This is a genomic window from Mycobacterium sp. DL440 (genome assembly GCF_011745145.1).
Taxonomy (GTDB): Bacteria; Actinomycetota; Actinomycetes; order Mycobacteriales; family Mycobacteriaceae; genus Mycobacterium.
Genome location: NZ_CP050191.1, coordinates 1,930,374 through 1,945,179 on the forward strand (window position 1 = coordinate 1,930,374; position 14,806 = coordinate 1,945,179).

Genomic DNA, 14,806 nt, shown 5'->3' on the forward strand with positions numbered 1-14,806 from the left:
ATTTCATGTGACTCCGGCGTCTGATGTCCGTGATGAGCAGCGGATTAGACCCGGCCATCGTCTCGAGCATGTGATGTGTGCCGTCCACGCCGTTGCCCAGTGATTGTGCGGCAGCGACGGTGTCGGCGGTAACGCCCACCAGCTGCACAAAGCGCAGGAGGCCGAATCCGGTATCGATCTGGGTACGTCGAGCGCATCTCTGCCGCTGAAAACCAGGTCGCCGAGCCGCTGCAGCAGGAGCACAGCCCAGGTCGGCACTTGCGGTGCCAGTGGTTCGGTGAGGTCGATGTCGGCGGCAACCCGAAAGGTCCATTCAAAGTCTGCCCAGGTGTCGTGCTCGTCAGAAGTTGGGTCGGAATCGAACACGTTGGAGAACCCGTACGTCACCAGGTGCCAGTGAGGTTGCGCGGCTGAAGTATTCGGGTGGGCCGTGATACCCCAGATTCCGTCGCCGGGAAGACGGGCGTCGGTGCGGCCGAAATGAGGTGCGGCGCCGTCAATTCCCGGGTAGAGCCGTGCGAATGCGGCATCGATGGCATCCCAGCCGGGAGCCGAATCCGCGGACGTGGGTGTCACCGCTGCCTCGTTGAGGCCGGCAGAGCCCTCGTCGCTTGCGGTGGCCGCAGATTGATCGAAACGTTCGCCATGCGGCTTGGAGGACAGCAGGGCGAAGGCGATCTGGAATACGAATCCGATGTAGGGCAACACGGTTAGCAGGGACAGCCAGCCGGACCGGTCGGCGTCGTGGAGTCTTCGGACCAACAGTGCCCAGCTGCCGAGGCCTTCGGTAATTTCGGATAGTAACCACTATCCGAAATTCCAAATAACGACTACTATCTGAAACATGGCTGACGATCGAAGTGCCAAGGACCCGGCGGTACGGCTGACACGAGCCGAGAATCAGGCCCGGACCCGGGCGGCGCTGCTGGACGCGGCCGCCCAGACCTGCGCCCGGAAGGGCTACGCCGCGGCGTCGGTGGATGAGATCGCCGCGGCAGCGGGGTACTCGGTCGGGGCCGTCTATTCCAACTTCTCCAGCAAGGAGCAGCTGTTCTCCGAGCTGATGAATGAACGTGCCTCCGGTCGGCTCGACCAGGTGGTGCAGACCATCTCCGAGGACACCGACGGGGGGCCGCTGACCGCCCTGGGCCGGGTGCTCGTCGAGATCGCCGACAACGACATCGAGTTCGAGGCGATCCAGGCTGAATTCTGGCTGCACGCCGTGCGCAATCCCGACGCCATGCAGATTCTGCGGGGCCGGTCGGCCCGCACGCTGGCAGCATTGCGCGAGATTCTCGCCGACGCGCTGGAGCGCAACAACATTGACGACAACGTCTCGGTGGACGGATTCGCCGTGGTGGTTCTGGCGCTGTTCCAGGGGCTGATCCGGCAGCGGCGAATCGACCCGGACCGGGTACCCACCGAACTTTTCGGCCAGGCGCTGACCTGGCAGCTGGCCGGTATGCCCAAGCAAGGCAAGAGGTAACCCCGCATGGATCCACTGCGCATCGGGCTCTACGCGATGCCTGCCTTCTTCGTCCTGATGGCGGTCGAATTCCTCAGCTACCGCTTCGAGAAGGACGACGATTCCGCCCGGCCCCGGGCCGGGATCTCCTGGCGGGACAGCGCCACGAACCTCTCGATCTATGTGCTGGGCTTCATCCTGCGACCGCTGGACAAATTCATCGCGGTGCCGATGGTCGCGATCGCCGCATCCGTGACGCCACTGCACCTCTCGGCATCGCACTGGTGGGTCTGGGTGCTGGCCATCGTGCTGGCCGACCTGGCCTACTACCTCCAACACCGGATGTCGCATCGCATCCGGATGTTCTGGGCCGCGCACAACGTGCACCACTCGAGCCAGCACTTCAACCTGTCCACGGCCGTGCGGTTGTCCTGGCTGATCCCCGGCTCGTTCCTGGCCACCATCGGTTACGTGGGGCTGGCGCTGATCGGCATCCCGGCCTGGCTGGTCTTCCTGTCCCAGGCGATCGTGCTGCTCTACCAGTTCCCGATCCACACCGAGCGCATCGACCGGTTGCCCCGCGCGATCGAGTACGTGTTCAACACGCCGTCGCACCATCGCGTGCATCACGGCGCCAACAATCCATACCTCGACAAGAACTACGCCGGCATCTTCATCCTGTGGGACCGGATGTTCGGCACCTTCGTCGCCGAGGGTGAACCGGTCCGCTATGGCCTCACCAAGAACATCGACACCCACAACCCGATCAAGGTGAACTACCACGAGTTCGTCGCCATGGTCGGCGACGTGTGGCGGGCGCGGACCTGGCGCGGCCGGCTCGGCTACCTGTTCGGCCCGCCCGGGTGGAGTGAGAACGCCGATGCCGCAACGACTATCGAGCGCAAGGTGCAGACGGTGTCGGCTCAGGCCGCGGCCGGCTAGGGGCATCGGCGTCCGTCGTTGCCCATACTCACCGGGCAGTCGGCGTTGAGTCACTCCGCCGTCATCGTGACGTTGTACTGTGTGGCGACAAACTTCGACGTCAACACCAACAATCGAGGCTGCGCTCGCGATGAGACTGATTCTTGAGCTGATCCGTCCGTACCGGTTTCAGATCGCCGGAATCTTTGCGGTGCTGCTGGTGCAGATCGCCACGGGCCTGGCCGCGCCCTGGCCGTTGAAGGTTGTGCTGGACAGCGTCGTCGGCCACCATCCGCTGCCGGGATGGCTGCACGGTCTGCTGCAGCCGGTGCTGGGTGGCGAAGGCAAGATGCACATCGCCGGTCTCGCCGCGATCATGGTCCTCGTCATCGCCGTGGTGGCAGCGATCGCGTCGTATGTCTCCAACTACCTGACCGAAACGGTCGGCCAGCGCATCGGCAACGACCTGCGCACCCGCGCCTACCACCACCTGCAGCAGTTGTCCCTCAACTACTTCGACACCCACCGCGTCGGTCCCATCTTGAGCACGCTCACCGACGACGTCGACACCATCCAGGGCTTCGCGTCGTCCTCGACCCTGGGGATCGCCACCGATCTGCTGACCATCGTGGGCATGTTGGCCATGATGTTGTGGCTGCAGTGGGACTTCACGCTGATCGCGCTCGCCGTGGCGCCTCTTCTGCTGTTGTTCGTGTCCCGGATCCGTAAGGCCGTCAAGGCGGCGACCCACGAAGTGCGCAGACGGGAATCCGACATCGTCGCGGTCGCGGAGGAGGGCCTGCAGTCCATCCGCGTGGTCAAGGCGTTCGATCGCGAGGACATGCAGGAGCGTGAGTTGGCGATGGCCGGCCAGCAGGCCGTCGATGCCGCGCTCAACGCTCGGCGCGTGAAATCGGTGGTGTCACCGATCGTCGGCGTTGTGGTGGCCGCTTGTACCGCGGTGGTGTTGTGGCGGGGGTCGGCGCTCATCCTCGCGGGAGCGATGACGGCGGGCACGCTGACCGTGTTCATCTCGTACCTCGCGTCGTTCTTCAAACCCGTACAGGATCTGGCCAAACTCACCAACACCATCGCGATGGCCTCGGTGGGGGTGGATCGCGTCAACGCCCTGCTCACCGCGGAGACGTCGGTCGAGGAAAAGCCTGACGCGATCGATGCGCCGCGCATCAAGGGTGCGATCAGCTTCGAGCGGGTGGCGTTCAGCTACGACAGCGCGACGCCCGTCCTGCGCGATGTCACCTTCGAGGTGGAACCGGGCCAGCTCGTCGGTGTCGTCGGGCACACCGGAAGCGGCAAATCCAGTCTGGTCAGCCTGATTCCGCGATTCTACGACCCGAGCATGGGCACCGTCCGCGTCGACGGAGTCGATCTGCGCGACTACAAACTCCACGAACTCCGCCGCCAGATCGCCTACGTATTGCAGGACACGGTCCTGTTCCGGGGCACCATCCGTGACAACATCGCCTTCGGTCGGCCCGACGCCGACCATGACGAGATCGTCGAGATGGCCAAACTGGCCAATGCCCACGAGTTCATCTCCGAGATGCCGCAGGGCTACGACAGCCCGGTCGGCGAGCGCGGCCTCACCCTCTCGGGCGGTCAGCGTCAGCGCATCGGCATCGCCCGTGCCCTCATCCGGGACAGCCCGATCCTCATCCTCGACGAACCGACCGCGGCCCTCGACGCGGAGTCCGAGCGCCTGGTGATGTCCGCGCTGCAGCGATTGATGAAGGACCGCACAGTCATCACGATTGCCCACCGGCTCAGCACAATTCGTGACGCGAACAAGATCGTCGTGCTCGAGGAGGGCCGGGTTGTCGAACAGGGCACGCACAGCGCGTTACTGACCGCGGGCGGCAGATATGCCGACCTGCACCGCATCCAATACGAGGACGAGCCATCGTGACACGTTCGCTGATCATCCTGCCCGACGACTCGGCACAGCCGGTGCTCGATGCGATCGGTGCGGCCACCCGGTCGGTGCGCATCAAGATGTTCGCCTTCAACCACCTGCCGCTGCTGGAGGCCGTGGTGGCCGCCCACCGGCGCGGTGTCGACGTCAAGGTCATGCTCAACCCCGAGCGCCGTGGCGGGGAGACCGACAACGATGTCGCGCGGGAGACGTTGCAGCGGTTCGGTATCGACGTCCGTGCCAGCAACCCCGCCTTCGACCTGACGCACGAGAAGTCCATGGTCGTCGACGATGACCATGCGTTTGTCGAGTCGCTGAACTGGACCGAGGAGAACTTCACCGTGACGCGGGACTATGCCGTCGTCACACCCAGCGCCTACGAGGTCGCCGAGATCGTCGACTGCTTCGAGGCCGACTGGGCGCGCGAGGAGTTCGATCCCGGCGGCGGGGCGCACCTGATCTGGTGCCCGACCAACGGCAGGCATCGCATCGCCGAGTTCATCGACACCGCCAAACACACGTTGTTCGTCCAGAACGAGCGCTATCAGGATCCGGTGATCATCGAGCGTCTGGTCCGCGCGGCGCACCGCGGGGTGAAGGTGCACGTCATGGCCCGCGCGGCCCACCATCTCAAGTCGGGCAAGCTCCTCGAAGGCGTCAGCGGGATGCGCATTCTGGACGACGTGGGCATCAAGATCCACCGCCTCAAGCACATGAAGCTGCACGCGAAGATGATTCTCGCCGATCACGAGCGGGCCATCGTCGGCTCGATCAACTTCTCTCCGGGCAGCTTCGACCATCGTCGTGAACTGGCGATCGAGGTGACCGACCACCACATCATCAAACGACTCAATGAGGTGGCCCATCACGACTGGAAACACTCCGAACCGATGGACCTGTCAGACGACGGACTGATCGCCGATCTGGTCGGCCAGGACCCGCACGAACTCGACCAACTCGCCCTACGCGACCCCGACATCTGATGCACTGACCAGGCCGCACGGAGAGTGAGCATCACCACTAGGCTGGCGGCGGGCAGTTACCGGCAACCGAGGGAGAATCACGTGACCATCCGGGTAGGCGTTAACGGCTTCGGCCGCATCGGGCGCAACTTCTACCGGGCCCTGGCAACGCAGCAGGCCGAGGGCAAGAACACCGACATCGAGATCGTGGCGGTCAACGACCTCACCGACAACGCCACCCTGGCTCACCTGCTGAAGTTCGATTCGATCCTGGGCCGCCTGCCGCAGGACGTCAGCCTCGAGGGCGAAGACACCATCGTCATCGGCGACAAGAAGATCAAGGCCCTCGAACATAAGGGCGCGCTGGCTGAGCTTCCATGGGGCGACCTCGGCGTCGACGTGGTTGTCGAGTCCACCGGTATCTTCACCGCCCGCGCCAAGGCGCAGGGTCACCTCGATGCCGGCGCCAAGAAGGTCATCATCTCCGCGCCGGCCAGCGATGAGGACATCACCATCGTGCTGGGCGTCAACGACGACAAGTACGACGGCAGCCAGAACATCATCTCCAACGCCTCCTGCACCACGAACTGCCTCGGCCCGCTGGCCAAGGTCCTCAACGACGAGTTCGGCATCGTCAAGGGCCTGATGACCACCATCCACGCCTACACCCAGGACCAGAACCTGCAGGACGGCCCGCACAAGGATCTGCGCCGCGCCCGCGCCGCCGCGATCAACATCGTGCCGACCTCCACCGGTGCCGCCAAGGCCATCGGCCTGGTGCTGCCAGAGCTCAAGGGCAAGCTGGACGGCTACGCCCTGCGGGTGCCGATCCCCACCGGCTCGGTCACCGACCTGACCGCCGAGCTGGCCAAGTCCGCGACGGTCGACCAGATCAACGCCGCGTTCAAGGCCGCTGCGGAAGGCCCGCTCAAGGGCATCCTCAAGTACTACGACGCACCGATCGTCTCGAGTGACATCGTCACCGATCCGCACAGCTCGCTGTTCGACTCGGGCCTGACCAAGGTCATCGACAACCAGGCCAAGGTCGTCTCCTGGTACGACAACGAGTGGGGCTACTCCAACCGCCTCGCGGACCTGGTCGCACTCGTCGGAAAGTCGCTCTAGTCCCGATGGCTGTCAAGACACTCGCCGACCTGTTGGCCGAGGGCGTTGAGGGTAGGGGCGTGTTGGTCCGCTCCGACCTGAACGTCCCCCTCGACTACCAAGATGACAACATCGCTCGAATTTCGGACCCGGGCCGCATCATCGCCTCGGTTCCGACACTGAAAGCGCTGGCCGAGGCCGGTGCCAAGGTCGTCGTCACCGCCCACCTGGGCCGCCCCAAAGGCGCCCCGGACCCCAAGTTGTCGCTGGCGCCGGTCGCCGCGGAGCTGGGGGAGAAGCTGGGCCGCCATGTGCAGCTGGCCGGCGATGTGGTCGGCACCGATGCGCTGGCTCGGGCCGAGGGCCTCACCGACGGTGACGTCCTGTTGCTGGAGAACATCCGCTTCGACCCGCGGGAGACCAGCAAGGACGACGCCGAACGGCTGGCACTGGCCAAGGCGCTTGCCGCTCTGGTCGAGGGTGCCGACGGCTCGCCGGGCGCGTTCGTCTCCGACGGCTTCGGTGTGGTGCACCGCAAGCAGGCCTCCGTGTACGACATCGCCACCCTGCTGCCGCACTACGCCGGCACGCTGGTGGACGCCGAGGTCAAGGTGCTCGAGCAACTGACCAGTTCGACCGAGCGGCCGTACGCCGTCGTGCTCGGCGGCTCGAAGGTCTCCGACAAGCTCGCGGTCATCGAGAACCTCGCCACCAAGGCCGACAGCCTCATCATCGGTGGCGGCATGTGCTTCACTTTCCTTGCCTCCCAAGGAGTTTCGGTCGGAACGTCGCTGTTGCAGGAGGAGATGATCGACACCTGCAAGCGCCTACTCGACACCTATGCCGACGTGATCCACCTTCCGGTGGACATCGTGGTGGCGGACAAGTTCTCCGCCGATGCCGAGCCGGAGACCGTGGCCTCCGACCGAATCCCCGAGGGCAAGATGGGCCTGGACATCGGACCGGAGTCGGTCAAGCGCTTCACCGCTCTGCTGTCCAATGCCAAGACCGTTTTCTGGAACGGCCCGATGGGCGTGTTCGAGTTCCCGGCCTTCGCGGCGGGTACCAAGGGTGTGGCCGAGGCGATCATCGGCGCCACCGAGAAGGGCGCGTTCAGCGTCGTCGGCGGCGGTGACTCGGCGGCTGCGGTGCGTCAGCTCGGCCTCGCCGAGGACGGTTTCTCGCATATCTCGACCGGCGGCGGGGCGTCGCTGGAATACCTTGAGGGCAAGACCCTGCCCGGTATCGAAGTACTGGAGTCGTAGAACCATGGCCCGTAAGCCACTCATCGCCGGCAACTGGAAGATGAACCTCAACCACTTCGAGGCCATCGCATTGGTGCAGAAGATCGCATTCGCCTTGCCGGACAAGTACTTCGACAAGGTGGATGTGACCGTCATCCCGCCGTTCACCGATCTGCGCAGTGTGCAGACCCTGGTCGACGGCGACAAGCTACGGCTCACCTACGGTGCCCAGGACGTGTCCAAGCACGATTCGGGGGCCTACACCGGCGAGATCAGCGGGGCATTCCTGGCCAAGCTCGGATGCAGCTTCGCGGTGGTGGGGCACTCCGAGCGGCGTACCTACCACGGTGAAACCGATGAGCTGGTGGCGGCCAAGGCCGCCGCGGCGTTCAAGCACGGCATCACGCCGATCATCTGTATCGGTGAGCAGCTTGAGGTGCGCGAGGCGGGCAATCACGTCGAGTTCAACGTGAACTCCTTGCGCGGGTCGCTGGCCGGGCTGACTGCGGAGCAGATCGGTCAGGCCGTCATCGCCTACGAGCCGGTGTGGGCCATCGGCACTGGCCGGGTGGCCAGCGCCGCCGATGCCCAGGAAGTCTGCAAGGCCATTCGCGCCGAGCTGGGGAACCTGGCGTCGCCGCAGCTCGCGGCCGGTGTCCGGGTGCTCTATGGCGGGTCGGTGAACGCCAAGAACGTCGGCGAGATCGTGGCGCAGGGCGACGTCGACGGTGCATTGGTCGGTGGAGCTTCGCTGGACGGCGAGCAGTTCGCGACTTTGTCGGCCATCGCCGCGGGCGGACCGCTGCCGTAACCCAGGGCCTGGGCCGGACACCGCACCCGGTAGTCTTACAGCCATGGAATTGGCTCTGCAGATCACTCTGGTCGTGACCAGCGTGCTGGTCGTGCTCTTGGTGTTGCTGCACCGTGCCAAAGGTGGCGGTCTGTCCACCTTGTTCGGTGGCGGTGTCCAGTCCAGCCTGTCGGGCTCGACCGTGGTCGAAAAGAACCTCGACCGGCTGACATTGTTCGTGACCGGCATCTGGGTGGTGTCGATCGTCGGCGTCGCGCTGCTGATCAAGTACGGCTAGCCTGTCGCGACCACCCATTAGCGCTTCAGAAAACCGCCCCGGCTTCCACCGGGGCGGTTTTCTTTCACGCTCGTGTCATACCCCACCGACCACAGCGCGACCCAACGTTTCAGCCTGCCCCGGACCGACCGGTGAACGCGCCGATTGGTGGTGGTACCAACCCTTCCAACCGCAGGCGCCTCCAACGACCAACTAGGTCGACCCCTTACCGGTCACCAGGCCAGGGCGCACGGGGCAGACGAATTCGTGTCAGTAGCCGGAATTCCCTTCGGCCTCGGCCGCGTTCAGCAGCGCCCTTGAGCCTGACACACCCAGCCGCGAAGCACCTGCGGCGATCATGGCCTGTGCCTGCTCCAGGGTGCGCACACCACCGGACGCCTTCACCGCGAGTCCGGCATCGCGGACGGTCCGGTACATCAGCTCGACCGCGGGAACGCTCGCACCGCCGGTCGGATGGAAACCCGTTGACGTCTTGACGAAGTCGGCGCGGGCAGCGACGGCCGCCCGGCATGCCCCGACGATCTCGTTGTCGGTCAGGGCGGCCGACTCGATGATGACTTTCAATACTGTCGGCGCGGGTACGGCGGCACGCACTGCGGCGATGTCAGCTTCGACGCGGTCAAATGCGCGTTCCTTGGCAGCTCCGATGTCGATCACCATGTCGATCTCGTCGGCGCCGTGGCGCACCGCTTCGGCAGCTTCGGCGGCCTTCACCGCCGAGCTGTGTTTCCCGCTCGGGAAGCCGCACACCGCAGCAACTTTGAGCCTGGATCCGGAAGGGACGTCGACCGGCAGCATCGACGGTGACACACACACCGAGTAGGTGCCAAGCTCCACCGCTTCGGCAATGAGGGCTTCGACGTCAGACCCGGTGGCCTCGGGCTTGAGCAGGGTGTGGTCGATCATCGCGGCGACCTCGGTGGTGGTCGGCGGTGTGTTGGTCATCAGGTTTCGGTTCCTTCCGTTGGGCCTGTGAGTTTGTGCCTGTGAGTTTGTGGCTGCGGGTTTCAGGCGGTCTTGGTCTGGCGGTCGAGCACATAGTTCATGATCAGCGCCGCGATCAGGATGAGCCCCGTCACCAGCATCTGGAAGAACGAGCTCAATCCCAGCAAGTTGAACAGGTTGCGCAGCACCGAGAGCAGCAATACGGCGATGAAGGTTCCCATCACACCACCTTTTCCGCCGAACAGGCTGGTGCCGCCCAACACGACCGCGGCGATCGCATCCAGTTCCAGGCCGGTGTGGGCGGTGGGTTGGCCGATGGTCAGCCGCGCGGTCAGCAGGACTCCGGTCAGCGCGGCCAGTCCGCCGCAGATGACGTATGCCGCAGTAGTGATGCGCTGCACCGGCAGTCCAGACAGACGCGCCGCGGTGGCGTTGCTGCCGACAGCGTAGATGTGTTCACCAAATGTGGTGCGGCGCAGAACCAACCCCACGATGACGGTGGTGGCCACGAAGATCAGCCCGACGACCGGAATGCCGGCCACGGAGCCGGCACCCAGGAACCGAAGGCCCACCGGGATCTCTGCGGTCGTGGGTGTGCCGTTGGTGGTCAGGAAGGTCAGACCGCGGATACTCTGCATCCCGGCCAGCGTCACCATGAACGCCGGCAGCGCCAGGTAGGCGCTCAATCCGCCCATGATCCCGCCGAGGGCGAGCCCGCTCAGGATGGCCAGCGCCATGGCGACCGGCCAGGCGATGCCGAATCCGATCAGGATGGCCACCAGCATTCCGGACAGCGCCGCAACGCTTCCCACCGAAAGGTCGATACCGGAGGTCAGGATCACCACCGTCATGCCGATCGCCACGATGCCGGTGAGGCTGGACTGCTGCAACAGGTTCGCCAAGTTCTGGGACGTGAGGAATTGCGGCGCGGTGACGGATGCGACGGCGAAGAGCGCAACGAAGATGAACAGCAGATTGAACCGCACGATGATGTTCTGGCGACGTGTGCGCGCGGTGCCGGCCGGGGCCGACGGCGCCGGCGGGGCTGGTTCCTGAAGTAGGTCAGTCATTGTCGGTTCTTCCTGTGACGACGCAGCGGGAGATGTCCGCCGGCGATGTGGTTCTGGGGTCGAATGCCGCGATGTTCTTGCCCTCGTGCATGACCCAGATCAGGTCGCAGTTCTCGGTGAGCTCGCTCATCTCGCTGGATGCCATCAACACCCCCACCCCGGATTCGGCCAGCGCCTGAACCTGTTCGAACAGGTCGGCTTTCGCGCCGATGTCCAGTCCGCGGGTGGGCTCGTCGAGGAGCAGTAGGTCGATTCCGCGGGCCATCCACTTGGCCAGCACGACCTTCTGTTGATTGCCGCCGGACAGCTGGCCGACGGGCTGATCGACGTTGGAGAATTTGACACCCAGGCGCTCCAGCGGTGACATGCAGAGCCGGCCTGCGGTCTTCATCGGGTTGAGCCCGAACGGTGCGAGTGCAGCGATCCCGGCGTTGCGCAGGATCGATTGTTCCAAGAACAGGCCCTGGCTCTTGCGGTCTTCGGGGACCAGGCCGATCCCGGCTCGAACGGCACGCCGGGGTGTCAGCCGGGTGATGCCGGCACCGGACAACGTCAGATCGAGGTCAGCGGACCGATCGCCGAACAGTGTGGCCAACAGCGTGGAACGGCCCGCGCCGCCCAACCCTGCGAGCCCGACGATCTCGCCGCGCCCGACGGTGATGCCGGATACGTCGATCACGCCCGGAATGGCGGCCCGGCGAATCTCGAGTAGCTCGGCCTTGGCACCGACGGTGCGCGCTTGCCGGGGGGATTGGGAGCGCAGTCCACGACCAATCATCGCTTCGATGAGTTCGCCTTTGGCCACCGTCGCGATGTCGAACACGCCGACGGTGGCACCGTCGCGCATCACGGTCGCGCGGTCGCCGATCGCCTTGACCTCGTCGAGCCGGTGGGAAATGTAGATGACCGACTTTCCGGCTGCGGTGAGTTCGCGGATGACGCGGAAGACCTCGGCGAGATCGTGATCGGTGAGCGTGGCGCTGGGCTCGTCCATGATGATGACCCGAGCATCGGTGGTGAGCGCCTTGGCAATTGCGGTGAGCTGCTGATCGGACACCGAGAGGCTGGCGACCACATCCGACGGTGCGAAGCTGCCGCCGACGCGGGCGATCGCCTGTGCCGCCAGGCGATCCCGCTCCCGGCGTGCGATGAACAGGCCGCGCAACGGTTCGTGGCCCAGGAAGAGATTCTGCGCCACGGTCATATCCGGGACGAGGTCCAATTCCTGATAGATGGTGTTGATGCCGGCCCGGACGCCGTCGATGGGGGAGCCGAACGAGACTTCCTCGCCGTCCAGCGTGATCGTTCCCGCGTCCGGGGTGTAGGACCCGGAGAGGATCTTCATCAGGGTGCTCTTGCCAGCACCGTTCTCACCGAGCAGGCAGTGCACCTCGCCCTGGGCGATCTCGAGTGTGGCGCCGTCACACGCCTTGGTGCCGGGAAAGGCTTTCACGATGCCCTGCATGCGTAGCGCGGTCACTCGCTGAGCTTTGACGTCGCGGCCCGGCAGCGTCGATTCGGCGTTGTGGCTACGTGTCATATCGCTGCTCCAGCACGGCCTCTGCCGTGGGTTCGTCGGTAATCAGGACTGAGCACAGCCCGCTTTTCAAGGCGCCGTTGACGACGGGGACCTTGCGGGCCCCGGCTGCCACCGCGATGGCGCAGTTGGCGTTCTTGACATCGTCGAGGCTCAGACCGACTGTCCGCCTGTCGATGTCGACATAGGCGAGGTCCCCGGTGGCCGTGATGTAGTGGGCGAGAATGTCACCGCAGGCTCCGGCCGACTCGAGTAGCGCGAGTTCGGCTGGTGTGACGGCACCGGACTCGACCAGTACCGACGTCGGGCCGAGGGCGCCCAGTGAGAACAGCAGGGCTTCTGCCTTGCGGGCACGGGACAGTACGTCCTCCACGAAACCCTCGGTGTAGAGCGCATCACGGGTTTCGATTCGCTCGACGATCGCCGGCACCGGCAGCAGGGTGGCCCGTCCATTTCCGCTGTGCGCGATGCTCGTCACGATGTTGGCGGCCTTTGTGGGATGCACAGATCGGCTCACCCCACCATTGGCCTGGATGACCTCGATGCCGCTCGTCCATCCGGTGGGCAGCACCGCGGCGATCTGTTGCAAGGTGTTGCCCCAGGACACGCCAAGGGTGGTGATCCACGAGGAGTTCGACTTCAGGTAGGTGGCCGCGGCCGTGGCGATGTGCTCGCCGCTGTCGACGGTGTCCGGGCCCGGTACGACCACGCATTCGCGCAGCCCGAACCGGCTGCGGATCGCAACCTCCAGATCGGCGCGGCGTGCCTGCGGATGGACGATCTTGATCTGTACCAGGCCGACACCACGGGCCTCATCCAGCAGCCGTCCCACCTTCCACCGGGTCAGGTGGAGTTCGGACCCGATATCTTCCTGGGTGCGGCCCTGCTCGTAATAACACTGCGCGACATAGAGCAGCAGGTCGGTATGGCTGCGGTCGGTCGACGCGCTCATCGTGGCCTTCTGTTCTTCGCGCAAGCGCTCATCACCGCACCACCCGGAGCGGGCCGCCGCCGATCGGGCCGGCGTTGCCCTCGGCGGTGTCGCACATGATCGGGCGTAACGCGGCGGTCAACCGCTGGTAGTCGCCAAATGTCTGCTCGTACACTGCTGTTCGCTTTGGATCGGGTTCCAGCAGCCGGACACGCGGAGCGAACAGTCGGGAACCGGCGCCCAGGCTCGGAACGATCCCGGCGGCGGTCGCCGCGATCACCGCGCACGCCCGCAAGGTGAGGTTCTCGCCGATCACCAGTTCGGCGGGCCGCCCGAGCACATCGATTGTGATTTGCTGCCACAACGAGTTTCGTTCTATTCCACCCGAGAAGACCAGGCGTTCACAGGGCACCCCCGACCGTTCGAAGGAGTCGATGACGCTGCGGGTTCCGCAGGCGACGGCTTCGACCATCGCCCGGTACAGTTCGGCCTTCGTGGTGCCGAGCGTCAGTCCCACCACGGCCCCGCGCAGGCGGGCCTCCCGGTGCGGCGTGCGGTTGCCCATGAAGTAGTCGAGGGCCCGCAGGCCGTGGGAAGCCGGGTCTACCGCGGTGGCCTGGTCGATCAACGCCGGGAGCTCGTCGCGGGGCACCCCCATGATGGACTCACCCGTCCATTTGAGTACCGAACCGCTGGTCACCTGGCCGCCTTCGACCAGCCACCTGTCGTGGGTCAACGCATTCGGATACGGCCCCCACACCTCGTTGGAGGTGGTCGGCTTGTCCACTTCGGTGACGATGGCCGAGGACGTTCCGGAAACGATGGACACCAGCCCGTCGACCTTGCCACCGCAGGCCAGGAGGGACACGTGTGCGTCAATGCCGCCGACAGCCACGACGGCGTCACCCGTGATGCCCAGATCGGTTGCGGCGCTTTCGGAAAGCGTGCCGGCGACCCCGCCTACGGGAACGATCTCATCCGGCAGCTTGGGGATGAGGTCGTCCATATCCAGGGCGGCATAGAGGTCGGCTGGGAACCGCCCCGCCAGGGCGTCGTAGTTGTACTTACAGACTGCGTTCATCTGCGAACCGACCCACCGGCCCGTCAACCGGAAGGTGAGGTAGTCGACGGCCTCCACGATGCGCGCGGCCGACCGGTACGCCTCAGGGTCATGTTTCTTGAGCCACATCGCCTTTGGCAGGAGCCATTCGGCGGCGTCGGAACCCCCGGACCAGTCGAGGATCGGGTATTGCCGGCTCAGTTGGGCGGTTCGCTCCGACTCGGCGGCGCCGCGTGCATCCATCCACAGAATGGCCGGACGTAGCGGTGTTCCCGCCGCGTCGACGACTGCCACCGTCGAGGCGGTCGTCGATGCGGCGATGGCGATGACCGTGCCGGCTGCTCGGCAGGGGTCGCTGTCCAACAGCTGACGAGTCGCGGCGGTGATCGCGGCCCACCAGTCCCGCGGATCCTGCTCGGCCCACCCCGGCCGCGGGTGGTGGGTCGAGTAGGGGCGGTGGGCCGTGCCCAGCGGGGTGCCGTCCTCGGTGAAGGCGCCGATGCGGGTGCCCTCGGTGCCGAGGTCGATCGTCAGGAGGATTCCCAT

General features: G+C 65.4%; 14 protein-coding genes and 1 pseudogene. 9 read left to right on the forward strand and 6 right to left on the reverse strand.

The genetic code is table 11. From position 1 onward, the window contains the following. Window positions 1-3 precede the first annotated feature (3 nt). Complete coding sequence (locus tag HBE63_RS31355) at window positions 4-762, reverse strand: suppressor of fused domain protein (protein ID WP_243858585.1); 759 nt, start codon at window positions 760-762, stop codon at window positions 4-6. Between the two features lie 82 nt (window positions 763-844). Between HBE63_RS31355 and HBE63_RS09560 the strand changes: the two genes are divergently transcribed. The 9 genes and pseudogenes from HBE63_RS09560 to HBE63_RS31880 all read left to right on the forward strand — a co-directional run. Further along, window positions 845-1,486, forward strand: a complete 642-nt coding sequence (locus tag HBE63_RS09560; protein WP_166904531.1) for a TetR/AcrR family transcriptional regulator — start codon at window positions 845-847, stop codon at window positions 1,484-1,486. Between the two features lie 6 nt (window positions 1,487-1,492). Further along, the gene (locus tag HBE63_RS09565) at window positions 1,493-2,407 is read left to right on the forward strand and encodes a sterol desaturase family protein (RefSeq protein ID WP_166904532.1); all 915 of its coding nucleotides are present in this window, start codon (window positions 1,493-1,495) and stop codon (window positions 2,405-2,407) included. A 130-nt stretch (window positions 2,408-2,537) separates the two neighbouring features. After that, window positions 2,538-4,313, forward strand: coding sequence for an ABC transporter ATP-binding protein (locus HBE63_RS09570; RefSeq protein ID WP_166904533.1), 1,776 nt, complete (start codon window positions 2,538-2,540; stop codon window positions 4,311-4,313). Continuing rightward, window positions 4,310-5,302 (forward strand): phospholipase D-like domain-containing protein, encoded by a 993-nt coding sequence (locus HBE63_RS09575; RefSeq protein WP_166904534.1) that lies wholly within the window; start codon window positions 4,310-4,312, stop codon window positions 5,300-5,302. Before HBE63_RS09570 ends, HBE63_RS09575 begins: the two co-directional genes overlap by 4 nt. Window positions 5,303-5,383: 81 nt before the next feature. Further along, window positions 5,384-6,406 (forward strand): type I glyceraldehyde-3-phosphate dehydrogenase, encoded by a 1,023-nt coding sequence (gap, locus tag HBE63_RS09580; protein WP_166904535.1) that lies wholly within the window; start codon window positions 5,384-5,386, stop codon window positions 6,404-6,406. 5 nt (window positions 6,407-6,411) lie between these two features. After that, entirely contained in the window at window positions 6,412-7,650 is a 1,239-nt protein-coding gene (pgk, locus tag HBE63_RS09585) for a phosphoglycerate kinase (protein WP_166904536.1), read from the forward strand. 4 nt (window positions 7,651-7,654) lie between these two features. Continuing rightward, window positions 7,655-8,440 carry a triose-phosphate isomerase gene (gene tpiA, locus HBE63_RS09590; protein WP_166904537.1) on the forward strand — a complete coding sequence of 262 codons (786 nt, stop codon included), beginning with the start codon at window positions 7,655-7,657 and terminating at the stop codon, window positions 8,438-8,440. Window positions 8,441-8,483: 43 nt separating this feature from the next. After that, window positions 8,484-8,717 (forward strand): preprotein translocase subunit SecG, encoded by a 234-nt coding sequence (gene secG, locus HBE63_RS09595; protein WP_166904538.1) that lies wholly within the window; start codon window positions 8,484-8,486, stop codon window positions 8,715-8,717. An 82-nt stretch (window positions 8,718-8,799) separates the two neighbouring features. Beyond that, window positions 8,800-8,913, forward strand: a pseudogene (locus tag HBE63_RS31880) (hypothetical protein); the annotation flags it as partial. 53 nt (window positions 8,914-8,966) lie between these two features. Here HBE63_RS31880 and deoC read toward each other — a convergent pair. From deoC to HBE63_RS09620, 5 genes are all read right to left on the reverse strand, one after another. Beyond that, window positions 8,967-9,662: a deoxyribose-phosphate aldolase gene (gene deoC / locus HBE63_RS09600; protein WP_166904539.1), complete on the reverse strand. Its 696-nt coding sequence runs from the start codon at window positions 9,660-9,662 to the stop codon at window positions 8,967-8,969. 62 nt (window positions 9,663-9,724) lie between these two features. Then, window positions 9,725-10,732, reverse strand: coding sequence for an ABC transporter permease (locus HBE63_RS09605; RefSeq protein ID WP_166904540.1), 1,008 nt, complete (start codon window positions 10,730-10,732; stop codon window positions 9,725-9,727). Further along, window positions 10,725-12,272 carry a sugar ABC transporter ATP-binding protein gene (locus HBE63_RS09610; protein WP_166904541.1) on the reverse strand — a complete coding sequence of 516 codons (1,548 nt, stop codon included), beginning with the start codon at window positions 12,270-12,272 and terminating at the stop codon, window positions 10,725-10,727. Before HBE63_RS09610 ends, HBE63_RS09605 begins: the two co-directional genes overlap by 8 nt. After that, entirely contained in the window at window positions 12,262-13,221 is a 960-nt protein-coding gene (locus HBE63_RS09615; protein WP_166904542.1) for a sugar-binding transcriptional regulator, read from the reverse strand. Before HBE63_RS09615 ends, HBE63_RS09610 begins: the two co-directional genes overlap by 11 nt. Before the next feature lie 31 nt (window positions 13,222-13,252). Continuing rightward, window positions 13,253-14,806, reverse strand: coding sequence for a ribulokinase (locus HBE63_RS09620; protein ID WP_166904543.1), 1,554 nt, complete (start codon window positions 14,804-14,806; stop codon window positions 13,253-13,255).

Excerpts from the sequence above, each read along its gene's own strand:
- HBE63_RS09615 (WP_166904542.1), bottom strand. The coding sequence starts at position 13,221 with ATGAGCGCGTCGACCGACCGCAGCCATACCGACCTGCTGCTCTATGTC.
- secG (WP_166904538.1), top strand. The coding sequence starts at position 8,484 with ATGGAATTGGCTCTGCAGATCACTCTGGTCGTGACCAGCGTGCTGGTC.
- HBE63_RS09620 (WP_166904543.1), bottom strand. The coding sequence starts at position 14,806 with ATGGGAATCCTCCTGACGATCGACCTCGGCACCGAGGGCACCCGCATC.
- HBE63_RS09565 (WP_166904532.1), top strand. The coding sequence starts at position 1,493 with ATGGATCCACTGCGCATCGGGCTCTACGCGATGCCTGCCTTCTTCGTC.
- HBE63_RS09605 (WP_166904540.1), bottom strand. The coding sequence starts at position 10,732 with ATGACTGACCTACTTCAGGAACCAGCCCCGCCGGCGCCGTCGGCCCCG.
- HBE63_RS09610 (WP_166904541.1), bottom strand. The coding sequence starts at position 12,272 with ATGACACGTAGCCACAACGCCGAATCGACGCTGCCGGGCCGCGACGTC.
- HBE63_RS09570 (WP_166904533.1), top strand. The coding sequence starts at position 2,538 with ATGAGACTGATTCTTGAGCTGATCCGTCCGTACCGGTTTCAGATCGCC.
- deoC (WP_166904539.1), bottom strand. The coding sequence starts at position 9,662 with ATGACCAACACACCGCCGACCACCACCGAGGTCGCCGCGATGATCGAC.
- tpiA (WP_166904537.1), top strand. The coding sequence starts at position 7,655 with ATGGCCCGTAAGCCACTCATCGCCGGCAACTGGAAGATGAACCTCAAC.
- HBE63_RS09560 (WP_166904531.1), top strand. The coding sequence starts at position 845 with ATGGCTGACGATCGAAGTGCCAAGGACCCGGCGGTACGGCTGACACGA.
- pgk (WP_166904536.1), top strand. The coding sequence starts at position 6,412 with ATGGCTGTCAAGACACTCGCCGACCTGTTGGCCGAGGGCGTTGAGGGT.